The following is a 22983-nucleotide window of genomic DNA, read 5'->3' as shown; positions in this document are numbered from 1 at the left end:
GTGGCGGCAGGAGCGCTAAGGTTTCAACAGGGGCGCACCGAGAACGCCCAGGGACGTCATGCACCGACACCGCAGCGCACCGGACAGCACCCAGGAGCTCCTGGTCACCCTGGGGCGTCTGGTCGATCAGGCGTTGGAGAACATCAGGCTGCAGCGAGCCCGGGCGGAGATGGGCATGGCGCTGCAGCGGCACATGCTCCCGGCCGAGCTGCCGGACTTTCCGGGCATCCGGATCGCGGCCCGGTACTCGCCCTCGCAGAACGGTCTGGCTGTCGGCGGCGACTTCTACGACGCGTTCTCGATGAGGGACGGGGTGGCGGAGATCGCCATCGGTGATGTGCAGGGTCACGGGGTGGAGGCCGCGGCCTTCATGGGTGAGGCCCGTGCCAGTCTCAGGGCCCTCGCCAGCGTCACGGTCGACCCGGGGAAGGTGCTTGCGTGCGCCAACGACCTGCTGATCTCCATGGGCTCCGACCTGTTCACGACCTGTTGCCTGCTGAGCATCGTCCCGCAGAGCGGTGAGTTCTGCGTCGCCCGGGCCGGGCACGTCCCGATCGTCTGGGGCACCGACGGCGGCCATTCGGGCATCTCCCTGGACGCCGGCGGGGTGCCCCTGGGGATACTGCCCGGCCAGCAGTACCCCGTGACCCGTCGGCGGCTGAAGCAGCCCGGCTATCTGGTCCTGGTGACCGACGGGGTCGTGGAAGGACCGGCCTTCCCCATGGACGAGGGACTGGCTGCGGTGTCCGCGCTGGTCGGTGCGGCGGACGGGGCCGATCCCGGCGAGCTGGCTTCGCGAGTGATCGAGGTGGCGGATCTGACCGGTCATGAGGACGACGCCGCTGTCCTCGTCGTCCGCTACGACGGTGTGCCGGGCGGCGGCTAGCGGGACGTCCTCACTCGTCGGCCACGGCGGCAGCCCGGGCAGGGGCGTGCCTCGTTCGTCCGCTTCATCGGTGTGGCGTCGGCGTGCCTGACCGGCCGGGCCGCCTCGGCATGGTGTCTGATGCTGTGGTGGTGGACAGCGCACAGCTCCGGCAGCACACGGTCACGGTCCTGACGTGCCTGGCGGTGGCCGTCTGCTACTTCGCGACGGCCCGTCTGGGGCTGCTCCAGCAGCTGGTGCGCGGCCAGGTCACGCCGCTGTGGCCCCCGACCGGTATCGCGGTCGCGGCGCTGCTCGTGTTCGGTATGCGGATCTGGCCGGGAATCGCGCTCGGCGCCCTCGTCGTCAACATTTTCATCGGGCCTTCCCTTGTGCCCGTCCTGTTCATCGCGGCCGGAAACACTCTCGCCCCGATCTGCTCCTACCTGATGCTGCGCCGTGCCGGCTTCCACGACACCCTCGACCGCCTACGGGACGCGCTGGCGCTGGTCTTCCTCGGTGCGCTGGGCGGCATGCTGATCAGCGCGACCGTGGGCACCGGCATCCTGGTCCTGTCGGGGGCGCTCCAGGCCGGTGACTTCCGGCCGACCTGGTCGGTCTGGTGGACGGGCGACGCCATGGGCGTCATGGTCGTCACGCCGTTCCTCCTCGTCGTCCGAAGGGTCCGATGGCCGCACGGCGTCGGCCTGCCCAGGTGGGTGGAGGCCGCCGCGCTGGTGGCGTGCACGCTGACCGTCACCCTCCTGGCGACCGACACCTCCAACGCTTCCCTGCTCTTCCTCGTGTTCCCGTTCCTGATCTGGGCCGCCTTCCGCTTCGAGCGGGCCGGCGCCGCATGCTGCGCACTGGGCGTGTCCGTCTTCGTGATCCTCGCCGCCGGACGGATGACAGGCCCCTTCGCCCACCACGGTCTCCTCACCAGCATGATCACGCTCCAGGCATTCAACGGAGCCACCTCACTCACAGCGCTGCTCCTCGCGGCGGTCGTCACCGAACGGAACCGCACATACCAGGAGATCAAGCGACTCTGTGAGCAACTCTCCGAAAAGGTGTCACAACAGGACCTCTGAATCACTCCAACGGCCGTACGAAGAGTGCGCGGACCCGCGATCCGAAGCAAGCTGATGGGCGAACGGCACCGCAACGAGGGCAACCGGACGCCGAGACTCGGCGGACGGGCGCCATAAGAGGTGGAGCCATGCCCTATGTGTCTGCGAAGGTCCACGTGTCCCGCCCCGCCGACGAGATCTTCTCGTTTCTCCGGGATCCGCGGAATCTGGCCGTGTGGTCGTCGAGCATAGATCAGGTGATCGAGGGCCCGATCAGCACGGAACGCGGCGACGAGTACACGTGCAAGTTCCCGGGCAGGCGGCGGATGCATCGCCTCACGTGCACCGTGAGTACACCCGTCGAGTACCTGGTGTTCCGCGGTGCGCGAATGTGGACCCCGCTGGGCCGCCACTCCCCGGAACTCGAGTTCCGGCTGAGTCCGAGCCGGCAGGGAACGATGGTCACCGTTTCGGTCAAGCCCCATCTGGACGGCGGAATGATCATTCTTGCGCCGTTCGTGACAATGGCGTGGCGTCGTGATCTGCCGACGGAGCTGCAGTGTCTGGCGGAGCTGCTCACCGACGGGGACCATCCCGACGCGGACACGACCGACGGGGACACGACCGACGATCAGGGGGCGGCGCCCTCTGTGGGGTGACGCGAGGTGGGGATGCGGTTTCGGGAAAGGGCTGCCCTCTGCCCGCCCTTCCCGAAACCGCGGCGGATTACAGCAGGAAATCGCGCGCGATCGCCTCGGACGCCCGTTCCAGTAGTGGTCCCGCCTGGGCCATGGAGACCACGGGGTCCGGTTCCAGGTCCGTGAGGGCGTACGCGCGGCTGATGCCCGCGCCGGCCAGGGCTTCCGGCCGCAGGGCGAGGCGGCCGCAGACCGCCACGACCTCGACGCCCGCGGCACGGGCTGCAGCGGCCACACCTGCCGGGGCCTTGCCATGGAGGGTCTGCTCGTCGAGCGAACCCTCCCCGGTGATCACCAGCGTGGCGCGTGCCAGTGCGGGCGCGAAGCCGAGGACATCGAGCATGACCTCGATGCCGGGGCGGAACCGGGCGCCGAGAGCGACCAGCGCCCCGTAGCCGATGCCGCCCGCGGCGCCTGCTCCGGGCAGTCCGGCGTGGTCCGGGCCCAGGACGGACGCGTAGTGGGCGAGCGCGGCGTCGAGGGTCGCGATGTCGTCCTCGGTCGCGCCCTTCTGCCGCCCGTAGACCTCGGGCGCACCCTTCGGGCCCGTCAGCGGGTTGTCCACGTCGCTGGCGAGGATCAGGTCCACATCGGCCATGCGCGGGTCGAGGCCGGACAGGTCCGCCTCGGCCAGGTCGGCGAGCCCGCCGCCCCCGGGGCCGACCGGCTTGCCGTCCGTGTCCAGGAAGCGGGCTCCGAGCGCGGCCAGCATGCCCGCGCCGCCGTCCGTGGTCGCGCTGCCGCCGACGCCGAACACGATCGTCCGGGCACCCGCGTCGAGCGCCGCGGCCAGCAGCTCGCCGGAGCCGTACGTCGTGGCCGTGAGCGGGGCGAACACCCCTGCGGGGAGGTGCTGGAGGCCCGAGGCCTCGGCCATCTCCACCACCGCCGTGGTGTCGCGCAGCGCGTACGCCGCGGTCACCGGATCCCCGAGCGGCCCCGTCACCCGCACCTCGCGGCGCTCGAACCCGGCGGCCACCGCCGCCGCCACCGTTCCGTCGCCGCCGTCCGCCACCGGCAGGGTCTCGACCTGCACCCCGGGGGCGACGCGCCGCAGCCCGGCCGTCACCCGCTCCGCGACCTGTACGGCCGTGAGCGAGCCCTTGAACTTGTCCGCCGCGACGAGCACGCGTGCGGTCTCCATCACTGCTCCGTCCGCCACCTTGAATCCCTTGCTTTCGAACAGGCAGTCGCGCCGCCCCTGACCCTATCCGCAGCGGATACCTGCTGCCCAGAGCCGACCTCGCACCGGCTCCGCCCCCACTACGCTGCCCGCGTGACCACCACTGACTACGCCACCTACATCGCGGGACTCCCCCGGGTTCTCGCTGCCGCGGCCACCGTGTTCCGGGACGCCCGTGGACGAGTGCTGCTCGTCGAGCCGAACTACCGGGACGGCTGGGCGCTGCCCGGCGGAACGGTCGAGTCGGACGAGGGCGAGAGCCCTCGGCAGGCCGCGCGACGCGAGACGGCCGAGGAGATCGGTCTCGATCTGAAGCCGGGACGGCTGCTCGCGATCGACTGGGCACGCGGCCCGAAGCGGCCACCGATCGCCGCGTATCTGTACGACGGCGGAGTGCTGGACGAGGCGGAGTTGAAGGCGATCCGGCTGCAGGAGGAGGAACTCCTGTCCTGGGAACTGGTCGAGCGCGACGACCTCGACCGCTATCTGCACGGCGGTCTCGCGCTGCGCCTGAGGGCGGCACTGGACGTGCTCGATTCCAGCAGTGGTGCAGTGGAGCTGGAGGACGGCCGCCCGGTGGCCGGCTGACGTATGCGCCCGCTCGCGCCCCGCATCCACCACCCGTCACGTATAGCCCGTATTCCCTTTGCGTCCCGTTGTCTTGACCGACCGTCAGCTGATAGTCCGGTCGACAGCTGCCGGACACCCGAGTTCATGTGTCATTTGTCCGCAGTGCACGCTCGACCGGCATCATCCGAACTCCACGACAGCGGAGGGATCATGCGTACGCACACGGGACACCTCGGCAGGCTGCCGGCCACGATCGTCGCAGCGTTCGCCTGTACGGCAGTTGTCGCCACGGCGTCGACCGCGGCCGCGGAACCGGCTTCGGCCCCGGCCGCACACCGCAAGGTGCCGCTGTCGGTCGACGGCGGCGCGTGGCAGTCGGGGCATGTCCAGGGCATGGCCATCGACCGCCGCAAGGGCTTCATGTACTTCTCGATGACCAACCTGCTGGTCAAGACCGACCTCAAGGGCAACCCGGTCGGCTCGGTCACCGGATTCACCGGCCATCTCGGCGATCTGGACTTCAACGAGAAGGACGGCAGGGTCTACGGCTCGCTGGAGTACAAGGAGGCGAAGTCCTTCTACATCGCGATCCTCGACGTCGACCGCATCACCCGGATGGGCATGGACGCCCAGTCCACGGGTGTCGTGTCGACCGTCCATCTCAGGGAAGTGGTGAAGGACTTCACCGCCGATATGAACGGCGACGGCGTCTTCGACGGCGACACGGCCCATACGCCCGACCACCGCTACGGCTGCAGCGGCATCGACGGCGTCGCGTTCGGCCCGGCGTTCGGCGACCGGCGCGGCAAGCGCGGTGAGCAGAAGCTGACGGTCGCGTACGGCGTGTACGCCAACACGGGTCGCACGGACAACGACCACCAGGTGCTGCTCCAGTACGACGTCGCACGGTGGAAGAAGTACGAGCGGCCGCTGACCGAGTCCGCCCCGCACACCAGCGGCCCCGCACACGTCGACGGAAAGTTCTTCGCGTACACCGGGAACACCACGTACGGCGTGCAGAACCTGGAGTACGACGGCTACAGCGGCAACTGGCTGATGGCCGTCTACAAGGGCACCAAGCCGGGCTTCCCCAACTACTCGGTCTTCGCACTGGACGGTGCGAGGAAGCCGGTACGCGGCCCCGTCCTCGGTCAGCAGAAGCCGGAGCGCGGTCTGCTGCTCCCCCCGCTGCGCGATGGCGCGCACGATGCGGCGACCGGCACGTACGGGTGGCCGGTGCCGGGGCAGTACGGGCAGTACGGGCTGATCTCGCTCGACGACGGGCGGTTCTATGTGGCTCGGAGCGGCACGGTCCAGGACGGCGGCGTCACCAAGCAGACGGCCCGCGCCGTGCTGAACACCTGGACGGGCCGGACCCCGTCGCCGTTCAGCCCTGTCGGTCCTGCGGCCTGACGTCCACCTCGCGCAGCGACTCCTCGCGTGCGGCGGTCCGCGCTCCGGTGCGGTGGCCGCGCGCGATGTGGTCGTGCGCCACGTGTCCGACGGCGTCCCGCGGGCTGCCGACGCCCGCGAGCACCGTCACCACGCGTTCCGCATCGAGACCTGCGGTGGCCTCGGCCATGGGCGGGGACCGCGGCACCGGGTGAAATGACCTCGCGGGAGACGGCCGGCGATGCGTAGGCTCGTGCCATGACGCTCGTCGCGATCCTCAGCGGCGCCGGTATCTCCACGGACTCCGGCATCCCCGACTACCGCGGGCCCCATGGGCTTTGGCGCAAGGATCCGGAGGCCGAGAAGCTTGTCACGTACGACTTCTACATGGCCGATCCGGAGGTCCGCCGCCGCTCCTGGCAGATGCGCCGCACCAGCGCGACCTGGGGCGCGGAGCCGAACGCGGCCCACCGTGCGGTGGCGGAGCTGGAGCGGTCCGGGGCCGCGGTGCGGGTGATCACTCAGAACGTCGACGGTCTGCATCAGCTCGCCGGTCTGACCGCCCGCAAGGTACTCGAACTGCATGGGACGGCGCGCGAGACGGTCTGCACCCGCTGTCATGCCCGCTCCTCGATGGCCGAGGCGCTGGTCCGGGTGGAGGCGGGCGAGGCCGACCCGCCGTGCACCGTCTGCGGCGGCATCCTGAAATCGGCGACGGTCATGTTCGGCGAGCGGCTCGATCCGGTGGTGCTGGGCGAGGCGATGTCGATCGCCAAGGCCTGCGAGGTATTCATCGCGGTCGGTACGACGCTGCAGGTGCAGCCCGCAGCCTCGCTGGCCGGGATCGCGGTGGACAACGGGGCGCGGCTGATCGTGGTGAACGCGGATCCCACGCCGTACGACGAACTGGCCGACGAGACGATCCGCGAGCCCATCGGCACGGCGTTTCCCGCACTGCTGAAGCGACTGGCCGCGGGCCCGGACACGGGTACGGGCTCCAGGGGCTGAGTGGTCGGTACGGCCGAAAAACGCTCACCCCTGCCACAGCGGCACCGATCGAGCCGGGGAGTGCGAGAGACGGGCTGTTGAAGGCCTAGTGATCGAGTTCCTGCTGTATGCGGCGCGAGGGGCGGAACGTGTACAGGTCGAGGATCCCGGGTGGGTCCGCCAGCCCCGGGCCGCCCGCCGCGACCCAGGCGGCGATGTCCGTCACGGCGTCCGGGTCGTTGACCAGCCCGAGCCAGACCGGGCGGCCGCCGGCCCTGCGTCCCTGCGCGGAAGGCTGCACGACGATGACGTTGGCCTGCTCGCAGGCGTCCAGGCATTCGACGGCACGGACCGTGGCGGTCTCGCCGAGCGAGCGGCGCAGCTCGGCGAGCTGACCGGCGTGGTCGACGTCCGGGATCTTCGGTGTCCCGCAGCAGCAGCCGCGGCAGACGCTGACCGTGGGGCGAGGCGTGCCCTGGGCGGGGTCGGCCTTGCGGGTGCGGCGGCTCATACAGGGACGCCTCCGGTGCCGGCGCGGATGATCACCGTGGGACTCTACCGGTCCCTGCCGTCGGGTCGAACACCTGCTCTGCCCCGCCGGCCGGTGAGGTAGAGTGGATGGCTGCGAAGGGGAGTAGCCCCGCAAACCGGTCGTCGACACACTGGAGCCCCCGGGTTCCCGGTGGCCGGGCCCGAAGATTCTTACGGGCGGGCGAGACCTTCGGTCAGGTATGACGCGCCCGCGCCCCGTGGGCGCTGACGTCATGCCGGGCCGAGTGGTCCTCCGAAAAGCCCGAGTGGCGCTTCGCGAAGGCCCGGGGCCCGGCTCTTACAGAAAGCCACCCGGAATGCACCTCGACCCCCTGGCGATCCTCACCGCCTTCGGGCTGATCTTCCTCGCGGAACTCCCCGACAAGACGATGTTCGCGTCGCTTGCCATGGGCACCCGTATGCGACCGCTGTATGTCTGGTTCGGTACGTCCTCCGCATTCATCGTGCACGTCGCCATCGCCGTCGGGGCAGGCAGCCTGATCGGGCTGCTGCCCGACTGGATCGTCAAGCTCGTCTCGGCGTCCCTCTTCGCGTTCGGCGCGTTCATGCTGCTGCGCAACGGCGGCGGCGATGGCGAGGAGGAGGGCGGCACCAAAACGGTGACCGGCTTCTGGCCGGTCTACTCGACCGCGTTCATGGCGGTCTTCATCAGCGAGTGGGGCGACCTCACCCAGATCACCACGGCCAATCTGGCCGCGAGCAACGGCACCTGGTCCACGGCGATCGGGTCCGCGGCCGCCCTGATGTCCGTCTCGGCGCTGGCGCTGCTCGCAGGGCGGTTCATCGCGAAGCGGGTGCCCCTCAAGACGGTTCAGCGGATCGGTGGGCTCTGCATGCTGGGGCTGGCGATCTGGACCCTCGTGGAGATCTTCACCGGCTGACGCCTCCGCCGCTACGGCGCTGCTTCGGCTCTTTCGTGCGTGGCTTCCGGGCGGGCTCGGACCAGGTCTTCCGAGCCCGTCCTCACGTTCTTCCCACGGTCGGCGTCAGAAGAGTGCCGGGGTGTCGTCCTGCGTACCGTTCTCGAAGGCCAGCAGCCGCTGCTTGCGGTCGAGCCCGCCGCCGTAGCCGGTGAGGCTGCCGGAGGCGCCGATGACACGGTGGCAGGGGACGATGATGCCCACCGGATTCTTGCCATTGGCGAGGCCCACCGCGCGTGAGGCGCCCGGTTTGCCGAGGAACTCGGCCAGTTCGCCGTACGAGCGGGTCTCGCCGTACGGAATCAGCTGGAGCTGCGCCCAGACGCTGCGCTGGAACGGGGTGCCGTCCAGACGCAGCGGAAGGTCGAACTCGCGCAGTTCACCGGCGAAGTAGGCGTCGAGCTGACGGATCGCCTCCGCGAAGGGGCGCGGGTCCGGGTCGCCGAAGGTCTCCTCGGGCGGGCGGTGCCGCTGGTCCGTCATATAGAGGCCTGCGAGGACTCCGTCGGTGGCGACGAGAGTGAGCGGACCGTACGGGCTGTCGACGACCGTGTGCTGCCGGGTCACGTCACGCTTATGCGTCGCGGTCATGAGTGAACTTCCCAACTTGCTTATGCGGGCAGGTGGTTGATGGGGTGATCGTCCACGGTCCAAAGATACTGGACTGCGTACGCCCGCCAGGGCCGCCAGGCCGCCGCGCGGGCGGTGAGCGCTGCGGGTGTCGACGGGAGGCCCAGTTGTCCGGCCGCGCGGCGGATGCCGAGGTCGGTGGGGAGGAACGCGTCCGGGTCCCCGAGCGCCCGCATCGTGATCACCTCGACGGTCCAGGGGCCGAAGCCGGGCAGGGCGGTCAGCTCGGCCCGCGCCTTCTCCCAGTCGGTGTCGGTGCCGAGTCGCAGTGTGCCGTCGGCGAGTGCGCCGACGAGTGTGGTGAGGGTGGTGCGACGGCTGCGCGGCAGGGCGAGCTGTTCGGGGTCGAGCGCGGCGAGGGCCTCGGGGGTCGGGAAGAGATGGGTGAGGCCGCCCTCCGGGTCGTCGACGGGGAGGCCGTGGGCGGTGACCAGGCGGGCGGCGTGGGTGCGGGCGGCCGCGGTCGAGACCTGCTGGCCGAGCACCGCCCGTACAGCGAATTCCGCCCCGTCGACGGTACGCGGCACCCGTCGTCCCGGTGCCTTGTCGACCAGGGGGGCGAGCAGTGGATCGGCGCGCAACTGCTCGTCGACGGCCACGGGGTCGGCGTCCAGGTCGAGCAGCCAGCGGCAGCGGCTGATCGCGAGGGTGAGATCGCGCGGATCGGTGAGCGAGAGCCTGCAGACGATGTGGTCGGGGTGCGGGCTGAGCGCGACGGTGCCGTGTCCGTACCGGAGGGTGAGGGTGCGGCGGTAGGCGCCGTCGCGCCACTCCTCTACGCCGGGGACCGCGGTCGCGGCCAGGTGGCCGAAGAGGTTGGTGGGGTTGAGCGGGGCCCGGTACGGCAGCCGCAGCGCTATCACGCCCGGAGTGGGCGACGGTGTCGCGGAACGGGCGGCGCGGCTGCGCAGCTCGCCCGGGGCCAGTGCGAAGACCTCACGGACGGTGTCGTTGAAGGTACGGATCGAGGAGAACCCGGCTGCGAACGCGACCTCGGCCATGGGGAGCCCGGTCGTCTCGATGAGCAGCCGCGCGGTCTGGGCGCGCTGCGCACGGGCCAGGGCCAGCGGGCCGGCGCCCAGCTCGGCGAGCAGCTGGCGCTCGATCTGGCGGGCGGAGTAGCCCAGCCGGGCCGCAAGACCGGGGACCCCTTCGCGGTCGACGACGCCGTCCCGGATGAGTCGCATCGCGCGGGCGACGGAGTCGGCACGGGCGTTCCATTCCGGGGAGCCGGGGCTGGTGTCGGGGCGGCACCGCTTGCAGGCCCGGAATCCGGCCTGCTGGCAGGCGGCGGCGCTGGGGTAGAAGGTCATGTTCTCGACCTTGGGCGGCACGACGGGGCAGCTGGGGCGGCAGTAGATCCGGGTCGTCAGGACCGCCGTGAAGAACCAGCCGTCGAAGCGGGAGTCCTTGGACTGGACGGCCCGCACGCAGCGCTCGGTGTCGGTGTGCATGACTCAAGCATCGGTCACGGGGCACGCGGGGGCTGGCGAGAATCCGACATCAGCCTTGCGCTGCCAGGGCCTCTTCGAATTCCTCACCTCTCGAACAAAACGGACGGGACGGTGATCGATCTTGAGCAGAATGATCTAAAGGGCGATCAACGAGCATGAACAGCACCCTTCTGGTCTCCACCGAACACCCGGCCCTAGCGTTCCGGTCGCCATCGCAGGACAGGCATCCGGGTGCGGAGCGTTCGTCTCCGCATGCCCTTCGGACCCACATCCGGGAGACCATCGATGAAACGTACGGCTCGCGCGGCAACCGCACCGGCCGTCACCGTCGCGCTCACGGCGGCCGGAACCGTCACCCGCGCCCCCTGATCCCCTCTCGCCCGCAGCCCCCGGTAGCCGATTCGGCCACCGGGGCTGTGTCATGCCACACCTGCGCTCAGCGAACCGCAGCGGCCGGGGGATCACGACCGGCCACCACACATCACGAACGAGCGGGTCACCAGGAGGACTTGGTGACTCCGGGAAGGTATCCGGCATGGGCCAGCTCGCGCATACGGACGCGAGAAAGCCCGAACTTCCGCAGATGCCCGCGCGGCCGCCCGTCCACGCCGTCCCGGTTCCGCACCCGGGTCGGAGCGGCGTCACGCGGCTGGCGCCGGAACTCGTCCACGGCGGCACGGCGTTCGGCGTCCGTGGAGGACGGCCGACGGATGATCTCCTTCAACTCGGCACGGCGAGCGGCATACCGCTCGACGATCGCCTTGCGCTTCTCGTTCTGCGCGATCTTGCTCTTCTTGGCCATCAGACCGTCACTCCCCCGGCACGGATACGGGCGACGGCCGCCTCGATCCCGATCCTGTCGATCGTCCTGATCGCCTTGGCGCTGAGCGTCAGCCGGATGCTGCGGCCTTCGCTCGGCAGCCAGTACCTCTTGCGCTGAATATTGGGGTCGAAGCGGCGCGAGGTGCGCCGGTGCGAGTGGGAGATGTTGTTGCCGAAGCCCGGCCGGGCGCCGGTCAGTTGGCAGTGGGCGGACATGGCGCTACCTGCTTTCCACGGCGAACCGTTTGTTGGAAATGGAAATCATTGCCATATAGTAGCGCCATGGCTCGCACCGAACTACGCCCGGTCGTCAAGCTCCGCTCCACCGCGGGGACCGGCTACACGTACGTCACCCGCAAGAACCGCCGGAACGACCCCGAGCGCATGGTCCTGCGCAAGTACGACCCGGTCGCCCGCAAACACGTCGACTTCCGCGAAGAGCGCTGACCGCTCCCGCACGCCACCAGGAAAGGACACCGTCATGAAGCCAGGAATCCACCCCGCCTACGGTCCCGTCGTCTTCCGCGACAAGGCCGCCGGTTCCGCCTTCCTCACCCGTTCCACCGCGACCAGCGACAAGACGGTCGAGTGGGAGGACGGCAACACCTACCCCGTCGTCGATGTCGAGATCTCCTCCGTGAGCCATCCCTTCTACACGGGCACCGCCCGCGTTCTGGACACTGCGGGACGCGTCGAGCGGTTCGAGCGCCGCTACGGCCGCCGCGGGGCGAACTGATGCGGGACCAGGCCCGGTTGCCCGTCGTGATCGTCGGCGGGCTGCACTCCGATGCCCGCAAGGAGGTTGTGGACCGGCTGCTGCGCATCGTCCCCGGCAGCGTCGCCCTCCACCACGATCTGGCCACCGGCGCCGAGGGCACCGTGCGGCGCGTCGTACGGGACGCATCGGGCGAGCTGTCCCACAGCGCTGCCCCGCTCGTCAACGACTGCGCCTGCTGCGCTCTGCGCGAGGACCTGGTCCCCGAGCTGGAGCGCCTGGCCGGCAGCGGTCCGACCCGGCTGGCGATCGTCGAGCTCTGGGACTCCGTCGAGCCCAGGGCGATGGCCGAGGTCGTCGTCGCGCACGGCGGTCACGTACTCGAACTCACCAATGTGATGACGGCCGTCGACCCCGCGCTCGTGCTGCCGTACCTCGGCAACGGCGACGACCTGGCCGAAGCGGGTCTCGCGGCGGCCACCACCGACCGGCGAACCGTGGGAGACACCTGGGCGCGACAGCTGGAGTACGCGCCCGTGCTCGCGCTCGTCGACAGCGAAGCGGCCGACGACGAGGACCGCGCGCTGCTCACTCAGCTCCACCCGACCGCACATCAGGTGCCCGCCGGTTCGGGCGAACTCGGCCGACTGGCCTTCGCGGGCTTCGACGTGGAGGCTGCGGCCGCGGCCCAGCACCCCGCCTGCGCCCTGCTGCCGCAGGAGGCGGACGAGGCCGGGGTCGCCACGCTCGTCTGGCACCGCCGCCGCCCCTTCCATCCCGAGCGGCTCTACGAGGCGCTGGAAGACCTGTGCTGCGCGGCCGCGCGCAGCCGAGGCCGGTTCTGGCTCGCCGACCGCCCCGACACCCTTCTGGCCTGGGACGCCGCCGGTGGTGCGCTCTGCCTGGAGAGCGCAGGGCCGTGGCTGGCCTCCCTGCCGGACGCGGCCTGGGACATGGTGCCCCCCATGCGCAGGGCGGCGGCCTCGCTCGACTGGCACCCCGAGCACGGCGACTGCTGCCAGCACCTCGTCTTCACCTCCCCCGGCCTCGACCGCGACGGGCTGGCCGAACTCCTCGAATCCTGTCTGCTCACCGACACCGAATACGCCGCAGGACCCGAGGCGTGGAAACAGCTCCCGGCCCCCTTCGACTCGCTCCTCAACCAGGTTTCCTGACCCCGCGCCGAACACGGCGGCGCAGCCCCCACCTCCAAGGAATGTCACATGGCACGACACAACGATCCCCACAAGCCGCTGAAGTCCCGCCCCAATCCGCTGGACGCGGCCGGGATCACCTGCATCGACTACAAGGACACCGATCTGCTGCGGAAGTTCATCTCCGACCGCGGCAAGATCCGCAGCCGTCGCGTGACCCGGGTCACCGCGCAGCAGCAGCGACAGCTCGCCCGGGCAATCAGGAATGCTCGTGAGATGGCCCTGCTGCCCTACGCGCACAGGTAACGGCGCAGGTTGCGTGCGCTCGCCGGCCCCTCCCCGGCCGGTCGACCGCACGCGGCCCCCTCGCGTCAGGGCCCTGCGTACGCGCCACGCCCATCAGTCCTGCGCTGCCAGGGCCTCCTCGAACTCCGCATACGCATGCGCGTCGAACAGCACGAACCGCACCTCCTCGACGAGCGGGGCGGCCTCCTACGGAACCGTACGGACGGCGATACACACCCCGTCACCCATGGGCAAACCGTAGATCCCGGTCGAGATGGCGGGGAAGGCGACGGTACGAGCCACCGGCTGCGCAGCCACACGAAGCAATTCGCGGCAGCAGGAGGCGAGGAGCGCGGAACGGTCCTCGGCGCCGCTCCAGACCGGGCAGGTACGTCGCATGGCCCGCCTCACCACGGGTTCCGGCCGCGTGTCGAAGCGTCAGGCCGGTGAGAAGATGTGGTCGCTGATCAGCCGCGCGGCGCCGACGACGCCGGCGACCTGGCCGAGGTCTCCGAGCACGATCGGCAGGTTGCCGGTCGCCAACGGCAACGACTGACGGTAGACCTGGGTACGAATGCTCGCCAGGAGGTTGTGGCCCAGTCCGGTGAGCCCTCCTCCGATGACCACCAGGCCGGGGTTGAAGAAGCTGACCAGGCCGGCGATGACCTGACCGGTACGGTTGCCTCCCCAGCGGATCAGATCCAGGGCCGCGGCGTCTCCGGCGCCCGCGGCGGCCGACACGTCCTCGGGGGTCAGCCTTCCGGCCGATGCGAGCCGTCCGGCCAGCTCCGTCGAGCGGCCGGACTGGGCGAACGCGGTCGCGTCGCGTGCAAGGGCGTTGCCGCCGAAGTACGCCTCCAGGCAACCGGTGTTGCCGCAGGCGCACCGCGGCCCGTCCGGGTCCACCTGGATGTGGCCGATGTCGCCGGCACTGCCGGTGATACCTCGGTGGACCTCGCCGCCGACGACGATGCCACAGCCGATACCGGTCCCGAGCTTCACGCACAAGAAGTCGCGCACGGACCGGGCGACGCCGGCCTGCTGCTCGCCCAGGGCCATCAGGTTCACGTCGTTGTCGACGAGAACGGGGCAGCCGAGCTCCTGGCTCATCGCTTCGCGGACGGGGAAGCCGCTCCACCCGGGCATGATCGGCGGCGCGACGGGGACACCCTCGGGGAACCGGACGGGTCCCGGCACGCCGATCCCGGCGCCGTCGAAGTGCTCCACCGATGTCGTCTCGCGCAGCTTGCCGACCAACGCGAGCACCCGCTCGAAGACCGCGACCGGGCCGTCGCGCACGTCCAGCGGCTCGGCCACATGGCCGAGGACGCCCAACTCGGCGTCGGTGACCGCGACATCCACGGAGGTGGCGCCGATGTCCACGCCGAGGAACCGCAGTGACGGGGCAATCCGGACGTTGTGCGAGCGGCGGCCGCCGCGGGAGGCGGCGAGGCCGTCCGGGACGACCAGGCCGGTTTCCAGCAGGCGGTCGATCTCGAACGCGAGCTTGGAGCGCGACAGCTCTACCTGGTCGCCGAGGGCGACCCGGGACTGCGGGCCGAGGTCGCGCAGGAGGCGAAGCAGCCGGGCCTGATGGACATTGGCCGGTCGAGCCGTCGTACTCCTCACGCCGCCCCCGTCGTGGCCAGAGCCGTTCGCATGCCCGGTGTTTGGGGGTGCGACTTCCACCCGGACCGTAGCACCGTGCTCGAAGGCAAAAGAAACTCGTGCACCGATTCACAGGACTTTCATCAGCTGACGGACAAAGCCGGTGCGGGGCAGCACTGCATCGTTGCCGCCTCGGCTGCTGATGCGGCCGGGCGATGGGGTGGAGCCGTCCAACTCTCCACCCCATCAACCCTGGTGTGCTGTCTGGGTCGCCGCGGCGGACTGCTGATGCAGTCGACCGAGGCACACGGCTCAGGCGGTGTCACCGCCGGGCCGTGACTCAGCGACCGGCGGGACCGCGAGTCGGCATGCCGACGTCGGACTGGCCGGCCGCCTTCTTGATCTCGGCGGCCTCCCGCTGGTCGAGGACTCCCTCCTTCCGCAGCGTCGTGACGATCTCCCCGACGTGCGAGACGAACGCGCCGTGGTTCTTCCAGGCCCGGTGATCCTCGATCAGCTCGTTGACCGTGCAGCCGTTGGTCGTGATGCGGTTCGGGACACCGGTGTTGATCGAGCCGGTGAACACGGTGGAGCGGTCGTCCGTTTCAGGACAGTCGGTCGGCGGCTTGCTGTCGACGATGGTGAGGGACAGCGACTGCGGCGTGGACGTGTTGCCGGCCTTGTCGGTGGCCCGGTAGAGCAAGGTGTGGCTCCCGGCTCTGTCGATCGCCACCGGGGCGGAGTACTGGAGGTAGGGGGCACCGCCGAGGGAGTACTCGATCCTGGCCACACCCGACTCCGCGTCCGAGGCCGTCACCGTCACCTTCGCGCTGCCGACGTAGTCACCGGAGTCGTTCTTCGTGCCGGAGGCGGAGGCCGACACCTGCGGCGGTGTCCTGTCCTCGGGCGGAGCCGCCACGACGGTGAACTCCACCGACTTCACCGACGAGGTGTTGCCCGCCTTGTCCGTCGCTCGATAGGCCAATGCGTGTCGGCCCACGGCGTTGACAGCAACGGGCGCCGTGTAGGCGCGGTATGACGCGCCGTCGAGCGAGTACTCGATTCCAGCCACACCCGACTCCGCGTCGGAAGCAGTCACCGTGACCGTCGCGCTCGACACGTAGTTCCCGGCAGCGTCCTTCGTCCCCGACACCGTCGCCGACGTCTCCGGCGCAGTGGTGTCCTTCGGCGGCTCAGGCGCCACAACAGTGAACTCCACCGACTTCACCGACGAGGTGTTGCCCGCCTTGTCCGTCGCCCGATAGGCCAACGCATGCTGACCAACACTGCTGACAGCAACCGGAGTTGTGTAACTCCTGTACGCCGCACCGTCGAGCGAGTACTCAATTCCAGCCACACCCGACTCCGCGTCGGAAGCAGTCACCGTCACATTCGCACTGCCGACGTAGTTCCCGGCAGCGTCCTTCGTCCCCGACACCGTCGCCGACGTTTCCGGCGCAGTGGTGTCGTCGCCGGGCGCGGCGGTGACAATGAGCTCACCCGTCATCATCTGGTGGCCCGGCATCGCGCAGAAATAGCGGTAGACGCCAGGCGTGAGGGTGACTTCGGCCGTGTGCCTGCCTCCCTCGGGGTCGAAGGGGCTCGCCAGGATGTTGAGGCTGACGTCACTGTTGTAGTCGGGGTTCGAGACGTCGAACGTCAGGGTGTGCGTCAACCCCGTCGTGTTGCCGGTCGCCGCGCTGCTCTCGAACACAATGGTCGCCTTGCCCGCCACCGCGGTGGCGGGGGCTGACGTGTACTTCATGTAGTCGTCGCCGGCCGTCCAGGTGAGCACCTGGGTCGCTGCGGGCTCCTCCGCGCGATTCACCGCCGCGTACGCGGCCGGAACGGCCAATGCGAAAGCTGTGAAGACAACGGCCATCAGCGCCATCAGCACCGGATGCTCGCTGAATCGGTCACGTAGCGCGGATCTTGAGGGGGGCGGATCCGTCTGGGCATGGAGCAGTCTTCTGGACACCGCTGCACCTTTCGGGAATTCGCTTGTGCGGCACCGCGCAGGACTCGCGGTCACGCCGGGTGGACAATCAGCCGCTGGGATGAGCGCGTTCGAGACGCGAGTACTCCACTCACCGGACCGGCGCCCTGGACGGAACGGGGCGAGTGCCGCGCTTAGGTAGATCGCCCGCGCGCCACGACGGCGGGGGCCGCCGTCAGTCACGCACAGGCGGCATCCGCCCCTGTCGTTACGAGGCCGCTGGCACCGCGAACCCGAGGGCGGGGTTCACGCAACCTCTTTCCATGCGGCAACGATGGGAAGTTAGCGGGTCTTTTGACTATCTGCCAAGACCTATGACCAGGATCCAACCAACTTTGACCTGAGTCTGGAAAAACTGGATACGTGCCCGCTACGGTGTCCAGGTCCCGAGGCGAATCCCCTTCGCCCAGCCGATCCGATCCCGGCCCTGGCCGGCACATCGAGCCAAGCCGGACCGCTTCCACGGGGGTCCGGCCAAGTCGGATCGTCTCCACCGGAGTTCGGTTCGGCGAACGCCCCGCCTGCCTCGCGGGGCCGAACGCCCGGCGCACCACCGCGTACCGCCGCGACGGGACAGCTGCCGTCTGCGGCGGCTCACACCACGACCACGAAACGCCTTCGAGCACCTTCGCGTTTCGAGGATTGGAGAGCGATGACCGACTCAGGCGCAGGCACGAGACGCCTCTTCTCCCGGCGAGCTTTCGCCACCGGCGCGGCCGCCGCGGCGGTCGTGCCCACGGTGCTCGGCGCCACCGCCGCCGCCCCGAAGGACAAGCCCGGTGGAGGAAACGGTCAAGGAAACGGCAAGGGCACCGTCCGTGAGCTGACGCTGTACATGGAGAACCTGCCGAACGGGGAGATGGGCTACGGCCTGGAGCCCGGTAAGGCGTCGATTCCCGGCCCGCTCATCGAGCTGACCGAGGGCGACACGATGCATATCGAGGTCGTCAACAACCTGAACGTCGCTGCGAGTCTGCACGTGCACGGCGTGGACTACGACGTCGCCAGCGACGGCACCAAGATGAATGACAGCGTTGTCGAGCCGGGCGGCCGACGGACCTACGTCTGGCGCACCCACGCCCCGGGACCGAATCACGACGGGACGTGGGAGGCCGGCAGCGCCGGCTACTGGCAGTACCACGATCACAATGTGGGGACCGAACACGGCACGGGCGGCCTCAAGAAGGGCCTGTACGGACCCGTGATCGTGCGCCGCAAGGGCGACGTGCTGCCGGACAAGCAGTTCACGGTCGTTTTCAACGACATGACGATCAACAACAAGGCCCACCACAACGCACCCACCTTCACGGCTGTCCGCGGCGAGCGCGTGGAGTTCATCGTCATCACCCACGGGGAGTTCTTCCACACCTTCCATGTGCACGGGCACCGCTGGGTGGACAACCGCACCGGGATCCTGCAAGGTCCGCAGGACGTGAGCGCGGTCATCGACACCAAGACCGTCGGCCCCGGTGACTCCTTCGGGTTCCAGGTGATCGCGGGTGCCCGGGTCGGCGCTGGTGCCTGGATGTACCACTGCCATGTCCAGAGCCATGCAGACATGGGCATGGTCGGGGTCTTCCTCGTGACCGAGGCCGACGGCACGGTCCCCGGCGGCATGCCCCACCACTAGAAGGCAGCGGCGGGGTCCTGATGCGGGCTCCGCCCCCGAAGCCACGCCCGTCAGGCCTGCCTGACGGCCTGACGGGCGTGTACCAGTCTGCCGCCGTTCGGTACTCGCCCGCCAGGACCGGAGGCGAACCTGACCTCCCTGCTCCGGCACCCCGTCCTTCGCGGGCCGCGTCACCGCCCGCTGAAAGCCGTCGCGCCCGGCGCATGCCGGGCGGGGCCTCTGCGGCAGCCCTCGCTCCATCCCCTGATCGCTCTTCCGTTTCCGGATCGAGTCAAGGAGCAAGCATGGGCAAGAGAGACCGGTTCTCCCTGTCGAGACGAAGCGGATCACCGCCGTCACGTCCTGCGCGGACCTCTCGTCACGCGTGGCCCTGGCGCCGCGCGGTCGTTCTGCTGTCCAGCGCCGCAATGACCGTCGGGCTGTCCACGCTGCCGACCGTCCAGGCGCAGGCGCAGCCACCCGTCGAACGCGTCACCCGGGACCAGGACGCCGCCGCCGAAACCCAGGTGAACGTCCTGGTCTTCCACGGACCGGCCGCCAAGCAGGACGACCCGGTCAACAAGGCAACGGCGGCGATCGAGAACCTCGGCGAGAAGAACGGGTTCGAGGTCGTCGAGTCCGAGGACGCGAGCGTGTTCAACACCGCCGACCTCGCCAAGTACCGAGGTGTGGTGTTCCTGTCGGCCGACGGCGTGAAGCTCAACGCCGAGCAGGAAGCCGCGTTCCAGTCGTACATCAACAACGGAGGCGGCTTCGTCGGCGTCCACGACGCCGCCCGGGCCCAGTCCGACTCCTCCTGGTTCACCGGGCTGATCGGCACCCGCCCGGCCCTGGGCCTCCCCGACCCCGAGAAGGTCGTCGAGAGCGCGGTCAACTCGGAGAACCCGCCGAACGAAACCAAGGACAAGCTGTTCGACGGCAAGAACGACACCAAGTGGCTGGCCCATACGCCGACCGGCTGGGTCACCATGAAGCTGGACAAGCCCGCCGCGGTGGTCAACTACGCGTTGACCTCCGCCAACGACTTCACGGGACGGGACCCGAAGGACTGGAAGCTGCAGGGCTCGCAGGACGGCGAGAGCTGGACGACCCTGGACACCCGGACCGGCGAGACCTTCCCGTCGCGGTTCCAGACCAGGCAGTTCCAGTTCACCAACAAGCAGGCCTACCAGAACTACCGGTTGGAGATCACCGCGAACAGTGGTGAGCCGCTGACCCAGCTGGCCGAGCTGCGGCTCTTCAACTCCAACCCGACGCCTCCGCAGGATTCCAAGGTCCAGCAGGCCGTCGTCGACGTGACGGACCGCCAGCACCCGGCCAACAAGGGCCTGCCGCTCAACTGGACCCGCTCGGACCAGTGGATCAACTGGGACCCCAACCCGATCGGCAAGGTCCACACCATTGCCCAGGTCGAGGAGTGGAAGTACAAGCCGGGAATCAGCGCCAACGGCCCGTTCCACCCGATCTCGTGGTGCCGCGACTACGACGGCGGCCGGTCCTTCTACACCGGCATGGGCCGCACCGAGGAGAGCTACACCACCGACACGAAGTTCCAGAGCCACCTCCTCGGCGCCATCCGGTGGACCACCGGCATGGTCCGCGGCGACTGCCAGGCGACCATCGCGTCCAACTACAAGACCGAGCGCCTGACCGCCCAGAACCAGGCGGGGCAGCTCGACCAGATCGGTGAGCCGCACGGCCTCACCATGGCCCCTGACGGCAATGCCTTCTACATCGGCAAGGCCGCCTGCCCGTCCGGCCCGATCAGCTCCTGGAACGACCCCAAGGTCGGCCTGGGCTGCGGCACCATCCACCAGTGGGACTCCAAGACCAAGCAGGTCAAGCTGCTGACCACACTCGATGTGATGGGCAACCGGGGCAGCGGCGACGAACTGGTCAAGAACGAGGAAGGCCTCGTCGGCATCACCCTCGACCCGAAGTTCGAGAAGAACGGGTGGATCTACATCTACTGGATGCCGCACGAGTCGATCGACCGCGACAAGCGGATCGGCCAGCGGACGGTCTCCCGGCTGACCTACGACTTCGCGACCGAGTCCATCGACCAGCGCACCCGAAAGGACCTGCTGCACTGGGACACCCAGATACACAGCTGCTGCCACGCCGGCGGCGGCATGTCCTTCGACAAGGACGGCAACCTCTACATCGGCTCCGGTGACAGCAACTCCTCCGGCGGCTCCAGCGGCTACTCCGGGAACAACTGGACCCAGGACTACAAGGGTGTCTCCTTCCAGGACGCCCGCCGCACCGCCGGCAACACCAACGACCTCAACGGCAAGATCATCCGCATCCACCCCGAGCCCGACGGCACCTACACCATCCCCAAGGGGAACCTCTTCCCGCCGGGCACGGCCAAGACCCGCCCCGAGATCTACGTGATGGGTGTCCGCAACATCTCACGGCTCTCCGTCGACCCGGTACACAACTGGCTGAATGCCGGCTGGGTCGGGCCGGACGCGGGAGCCCCGAGCCCCGAGCTGGGCCCGGCCAAGTACGAGACGGCCACGATCATCACCTCCGCGGGCAACCAGGGCTGGCCGTACTGCATGGGCAACCGGCAGCCGTACCGTGACCGCAGCAACACCGACGCCAGTGTCCTCACCGGCTGGTACGACTGCGACCACCTCAAGAACGAGTCGCCGCGCAACACCGGCCTGGTGGACATCCCGCCGGCCCGCGACAACATGATCTGGTACTCGCCCCAGGGCGGCGGCCCGGTCTTCCCCAAGCGCTCCGACGGCAGCGGTGTCCCGAGCTACGTCGACAGCGAGGCCACCTACACCCAGCCGTACCTCAAGGGCGGCGGCCAGGCCGTCATGTCCGGTCCGACCTACCACCGCTCCCAGGTGGACACCAAGAGCGGTGTCGCCTGGCCGGCGTACTGGGAGGACAAATGGTTCATCGGTGACGAATCGAACGCCAACAACCGGGTCGCGGTGACCGTCGACCCCGACCGGGTCAAGGACGCGGGCGCGCCGGCCTTCGGCGAGGACCTGCGCAGCATCATCGCACCCGGCAGCGGTGCCACCCAGCTGCAGAGCTGGATGGACGCCAAGTTCGGTCCCGACGGTGCGCTGTACATGCTCGACTACGCGGGCGGTTTCTTCAGCCTGCACTCCAACCAGAAGCTCATCCGCATCAGCTACCAGGGTGGCCCGGCCACCCCGAAGCCGCAGGACGCCGGGGCGCGCGTCATCACCCAGAGCAAGCCCAGGACTGTGGCGTTCTCCGGTGCCAAGGTCGGCGGTGTGGCCTGGGAGTGGGACTTCGGTGACGGCAGCGCGCCGTCGCACGAGGCCAACCCCACGCACACCTACGCCGACTACGGCACGTACCACGCGAAGCTGACGGTCACCTACGCCGATGGCGAGAAAGCCACCGCGGCGTTCGACGCCGAGGCCGGCTGCCCCGCGCCCGACGCCCGTCCGACCGTCAAGCTGCTCGACACCGACACCGGCGTGGCCAACCACCGCGCAGGCGGCGGCTGCACGGTCAACGACCTGATCGACGACGAGGCATCCTGGTCGAACCACGGCGCGTTCGTCAGTCACGTCAACGCCGTGGTCAATGACCTTCGCAAGGAGGACGTCCTCGACAACCGCGAGTCGTCGGCGATCAGCAAGGCGGCGGCTCAGAGCCAGATCGGCAAGGTCGCCGGGTACAAGCCCATCTTCGACGGGACCGCGGCCAGCCTGGCCGACTGGCGGCAGGCGGGCGCCGGGAAGTTCTCACTCCTGCCCGACGGCACCATGCGCAGCTCCGGCGGCATGGGCATGCTGTGGTACGCCAAGCAGGAGCTGAAGGACTTCTCGGTCAGGCTCCAGTTCCGGGACATGGCTCCGGGCACCAGCAACGCCAACAGCGGGGTCTTCACCCGGTTCCCGGACCCGCGGACGCCACTGGCCGACCGCCCGGCCGGCAGTTGCGGGACTGTGGGCTCGGCTCGCACCGCGCCCGAATGGGTCGCGATCTACTGCGGCCAGGAGATCCAGATCTACGACGGGGCCACGGGCGAGGTCCAGAAGACCGGCTCGGTGTACAACTTCAAGCCGGTGGGCCTGGACAAGGCGGGGGTGACGCCGAAGGGCCAGTGGAACGACTACGAGGTACGCGTGGTCGGACAGCACTACACGATCATCCGCAACGGCGTGGTGATCAACGAGTTCGACAACACGCCCGGCAAGAACTCGTCCCGTGCCGGTGACCCGCCCACGGACCTGCGTCAGTTCCTCAGCGGGTACCTGGGACTGCAGAACCACAGCAACACCGACCTGATCGAGTTCCGCAACATCCGGGTGCGGAACCTGTAGTCGCCCAGCGACCGGCGCCGGGCTCGGAGCAACAGCTCCGGGCCCGGCATCGACGCGAGCGGTCAACCCGAAGCGTGACTCCGGGAGCTGCCATGCGCACGCGCAAAGCCACAGGTCAGGACCC

The 22983-nt window shown here is 69.4% G+C and carries 21 protein-coding genes and 5 pseudogenes; 16 read left to right on the top strand and 10 right to left on the bottom strand.

Annotated features, from left to right (window positions below; translation table 11 throughout):
- Nucleotides 1-58 precede the first annotated feature (58 nt).
- The 3 genes from GA0115254_RS09595 to GA0115254_RS09585 all read left to right on the top strand — a co-directional run bounded on the left by GA0115254_RS09595 (nt 59) and on the right by GA0115254_RS09585 (nt 2594).
- Nucleotides 59-886, top strand: a complete 828-nt coding sequence (locus GA0115254_RS09595) for a PP2C family protein-serine/threonine phosphatase (RefSeq protein WP_093894847.1) — start codon at nt 59-61, stop codon at nt 884-886.
- Nucleotides 887-996: 110 nt separating this feature from the next.
- On the top strand, nt 997-1956 hold the full coding sequence (locus tag GA0115254_RS09590; protein ID WP_093894846.1) for an MASE1 domain-containing protein: 960 nt from the start codon (nt 997-999) through the stop codon (nt 1954-1956).
- Nucleotides 1957-2084: 128 nt separating this feature from the next.
- A complete protein-coding gene (locus tag GA0115254_RS09585) occupies nt 2085-2594 on the top strand; it encodes an SRPBCC family protein (RefSeq protein WP_093894845.1) in 510 nt (169 codons plus the stop codon).
- Nucleotides 2595-2661: 67 nt separating this feature from the next.
- On the opposite strand, the gene GA0115254_RS09580 is transcribed toward GA0115254_RS09585, so the two are convergent.
- Nucleotides 2662-3777 carry a glycerate kinase gene (locus GA0115254_RS09580; protein WP_093894844.1) on the bottom strand — a complete coding sequence of 372 codons (1116 nt, stop codon included), beginning with the start codon at nt 3775-3777 and terminating at the stop codon, nt 2662-2664.
- A 132-nt stretch (nt 3778-3909) separates the two neighbouring features.
- Here GA0115254_RS09580 and GA0115254_RS09575 point away from each other — a divergent pair, with 132 nt between their 5' ends.
- Nucleotides 3910-4404 (top strand): NUDIX domain-containing protein, encoded by a 495-nt coding sequence (locus GA0115254_RS09575; RefSeq protein WP_093894843.1) that lies wholly within the window; start codon nt 3910-3912, stop codon nt 4402-4404.
- Nucleotides 4405-4596: 192 nt separating this feature from the next.
- Nucleotides 4597-5799 (top strand): hypothetical protein, encoded by a 1203-nt coding sequence (locus GA0115254_RS09570; protein WP_093894842.1) that lies wholly within the window; start codon nt 4597-4599, stop codon nt 5797-5799.
- Here the strand turns inward: GA0115254_RS09570 and GA0115254_RS09565 are convergent.
- Nucleotides 5774-5968: a DUF2191 domain-containing protein gene (locus GA0115254_RS09565; RefSeq protein ID WP_093894841.1), complete on the bottom strand. Its 195-nt coding sequence runs from the start codon at nt 5966-5968 to the stop codon at nt 5774-5776. The two genes, GA0115254_RS09570 and GA0115254_RS09565, sit on opposite strands and share 26 nt — an antisense overlap.
- 68 nt (nt 5969-6036) lie before the next feature.
- Here GA0115254_RS09565 and GA0115254_RS09560 point away from each other — a divergent pair, with 68 nt between their 5' ends.
- On the top strand, nt 6037-6786 hold the full coding sequence (locus GA0115254_RS09560; RefSeq protein ID WP_093894840.1) for an SIR2 family NAD-dependent protein deacylase: 750 nt from the start codon (nt 6037-6039) through the stop codon (nt 6784-6786).
- Nucleotides 6787-6871: 85 nt separating this feature from the next.
- Here GA0115254_RS09560 and GA0115254_RS09555 read toward each other — a convergent pair whose 3' ends face one another.
- Entirely contained in the window at nt 6872-7276 is a 405-nt protein-coding gene (locus GA0115254_RS09555) for a (2Fe-2S) ferredoxin domain-containing protein (protein WP_093894839.1), read from the bottom strand.
- Between the two features lie 337 nt (nt 7277-7613).
- Here GA0115254_RS09555 and GA0115254_RS09550 point away from each other — a divergent pair, with 337 nt between their 5' ends.
- Entirely contained in the window at nt 7614-8198 is a 585-nt protein-coding gene (locus tag GA0115254_RS09550; RefSeq protein WP_093894838.1) for a TMEM165/GDT1 family protein, read from the top strand.
- 105 nt (nt 8199-8303) lie between these two features.
- On the opposite strand, the gene GA0115254_RS09545 is transcribed toward GA0115254_RS09550, so the two are convergent.
- From GA0115254_RS09545 to rpmB, 4 genes are all read right to left on the bottom strand, one after another.
- Nucleotides 8304-8828: a methylated-DNA--[protein]-cysteine S-methyltransferase gene (locus GA0115254_RS09545; RefSeq protein WP_176740048.1), complete on the bottom strand. Its 525-nt coding sequence runs from the start codon at nt 8826-8828 to the stop codon at nt 8304-8306.
- 20 nt (nt 8829-8848) lie between these two features.
- Nucleotides 8849-10321: an AlkA N-terminal domain-containing protein gene (locus tag GA0115254_RS09540; RefSeq protein WP_093894837.1), complete on the bottom strand. Its 1473-nt coding sequence runs from the start codon at nt 10319-10321 to the stop codon at nt 8849-8851.
- A 496-nt stretch (nt 10322-10817) separates the two neighbouring features.
- Complete coding sequence (gene rpsN / locus GA0115254_RS09535; protein ID WP_093894836.1) at nt 10818-11123, bottom strand: 30S ribosomal protein S14; 306 nt, start codon at nt 11121-11123, stop codon at nt 10818-10820.
- Complete coding sequence (rpmB, locus tag GA0115254_RS09530; protein ID WP_093894835.1) at nt 11123-11359, bottom strand: 50S ribosomal protein L28; 237 nt, start codon at nt 11357-11359, stop codon at nt 11123-11125. Before rpmB ends, rpsN begins: the two co-directional genes overlap by 1 nt.
- Before the next feature lie 66 nt (nt 11360-11425).
- On the opposite strand from rpmB, the gene rpmG reads away from it, so the two are divergent.
- From rpmG to rpsR, 4 genes are read left to right on the top strand one after another with little or no spacing between them, the layout of a single operon-like run.
- The gene (gene rpmG / locus GA0115254_RS09525; protein WP_093894834.1) at nt 11426-11590 is read left to right on the top strand and encodes a 50S ribosomal protein L33; all 165 of its coding nucleotides are present in this window, start codon (nt 11426-11428) and stop codon (nt 11588-11590) included.
- 34 nt (nt 11591-11624) lie between these two features.
- Nucleotides 11625-11879, top strand: coding sequence for a type B 50S ribosomal protein L31 (locus GA0115254_RS09520; protein WP_093894833.1), 255 nt, complete (start codon nt 11625-11627; stop codon nt 11877-11879).
- The gene (locus GA0115254_RS09515; protein WP_093894832.1) at nt 11879-13033 is read left to right on the top strand and encodes a CobW family GTP-binding protein; all 1155 of its coding nucleotides are present in this window, start codon (nt 11879-11881) and stop codon (nt 13031-13033) included. Before GA0115254_RS09520 ends, GA0115254_RS09515 begins: the two co-directional genes overlap by 1 nt.
- 48 nt (nt 13034-13081) lie before the next feature.
- Nucleotides 13082-13318 (top strand): 30S ribosomal protein S18, encoded by a 237-nt coding sequence (gene rpsR, locus GA0115254_RS09510; RefSeq protein ID WP_093894831.1) that lies wholly within the window; start codon nt 13082-13084, stop codon nt 13316-13318.
- A 93-nt stretch (nt 13319-13411) separates the two neighbouring features.
- On the opposite strand, the pseudogene GA0115254_RS09505 reads toward rpsR, so the two are convergent.
- The 3 genes and pseudogenes from GA0115254_RS09505 to GA0115254_RS09495 form a co-directional block, all read right to left on the bottom strand.
- A pseudogene (locus GA0115254_RS09505) lies at nt 13412-13681 on the bottom strand (macro domain-containing protein); the annotation flags it as partial.
- 54 nt (nt 13682-13735) lie between these two features.
- Entirely contained in the window at nt 13736-14926 is a 1191-nt protein-coding gene (locus tag GA0115254_RS09500; protein WP_093894830.1) for an ROK family protein, read from the bottom strand.
- A 343-nt stretch (nt 14927-15269) separates the two neighbouring features.
- Nucleotides 15270-16802 (bottom strand): annotated as a pseudogene (locus GA0115254_RS09495) (OmpL47-type beta-barrel domain-containing protein); the annotation flags it as partial.
- Nucleotides 16803-17553: 751 nt separating this feature from the next.
- On the opposite strand from GA0115254_RS09495, the gene GA0115254_RS09490 reads away from it, so the two are divergent.
- The 5 genes and pseudogenes from GA0115254_RS09490 to GA0115254_RS45810 all read left to right on the top strand — a co-directional run bounded on the left by GA0115254_RS09490 (nt 17554) and on the right by GA0115254_RS45810 (nt 22859).
- On the top strand, nt 17554-18531 hold the full coding sequence (locus GA0115254_RS09490; RefSeq protein ID WP_093894828.1) for a multicopper oxidase domain-containing protein: 978 nt from the start codon (nt 17554-17556) through the stop codon (nt 18529-18531).
- 20 nt (nt 18532-18551) lie between these two features.
- Nucleotides 18552-19760 (top strand): annotated as a pseudogene (locus GA0115254_RS47445) (ThuA domain-containing protein); the annotation flags it as partial.
- Between the two features lie 6 nt (nt 19761-19766).
- Nucleotides 19767-21716 (top strand): annotated as a pseudogene (locus GA0115254_RS09485) (ThuA domain-containing protein); the annotation flags it as partial.
- Between the two features lie 9 nt (nt 21717-21725).
- A pseudogene (locus tag GA0115254_RS45815) lies at nt 21726-21917 on the top strand (PKD domain-containing protein); the annotation flags it as partial.
- A gap of 90 nt (nt 21918-22007) precedes the next feature.
- Nucleotides 22008-22859: a 3-keto-disaccharide hydrolase gene (locus GA0115254_RS45810; RefSeq protein WP_256102476.1), complete on the top strand. Its 852-nt coding sequence runs from the start codon at nt 22008-22010 to the stop codon at nt 22857-22859.
- The last annotated feature ends 124 nt before the right edge of the window (nt 22860-22983 follow it).

This window comes from Streptomyces sp. Ncost-T10-10d, from assembly GCF_900091955.1.
Lineage (GTDB): Bacteria > Actinomycetota > Actinomycetes > Streptomycetales > Streptomycetaceae > Streptomyces.
The sequence above is the reverse complement of the archived record's forward strand: the minus strand, read 5'-3'. Positions and strand labels throughout refer to the sequence as shown.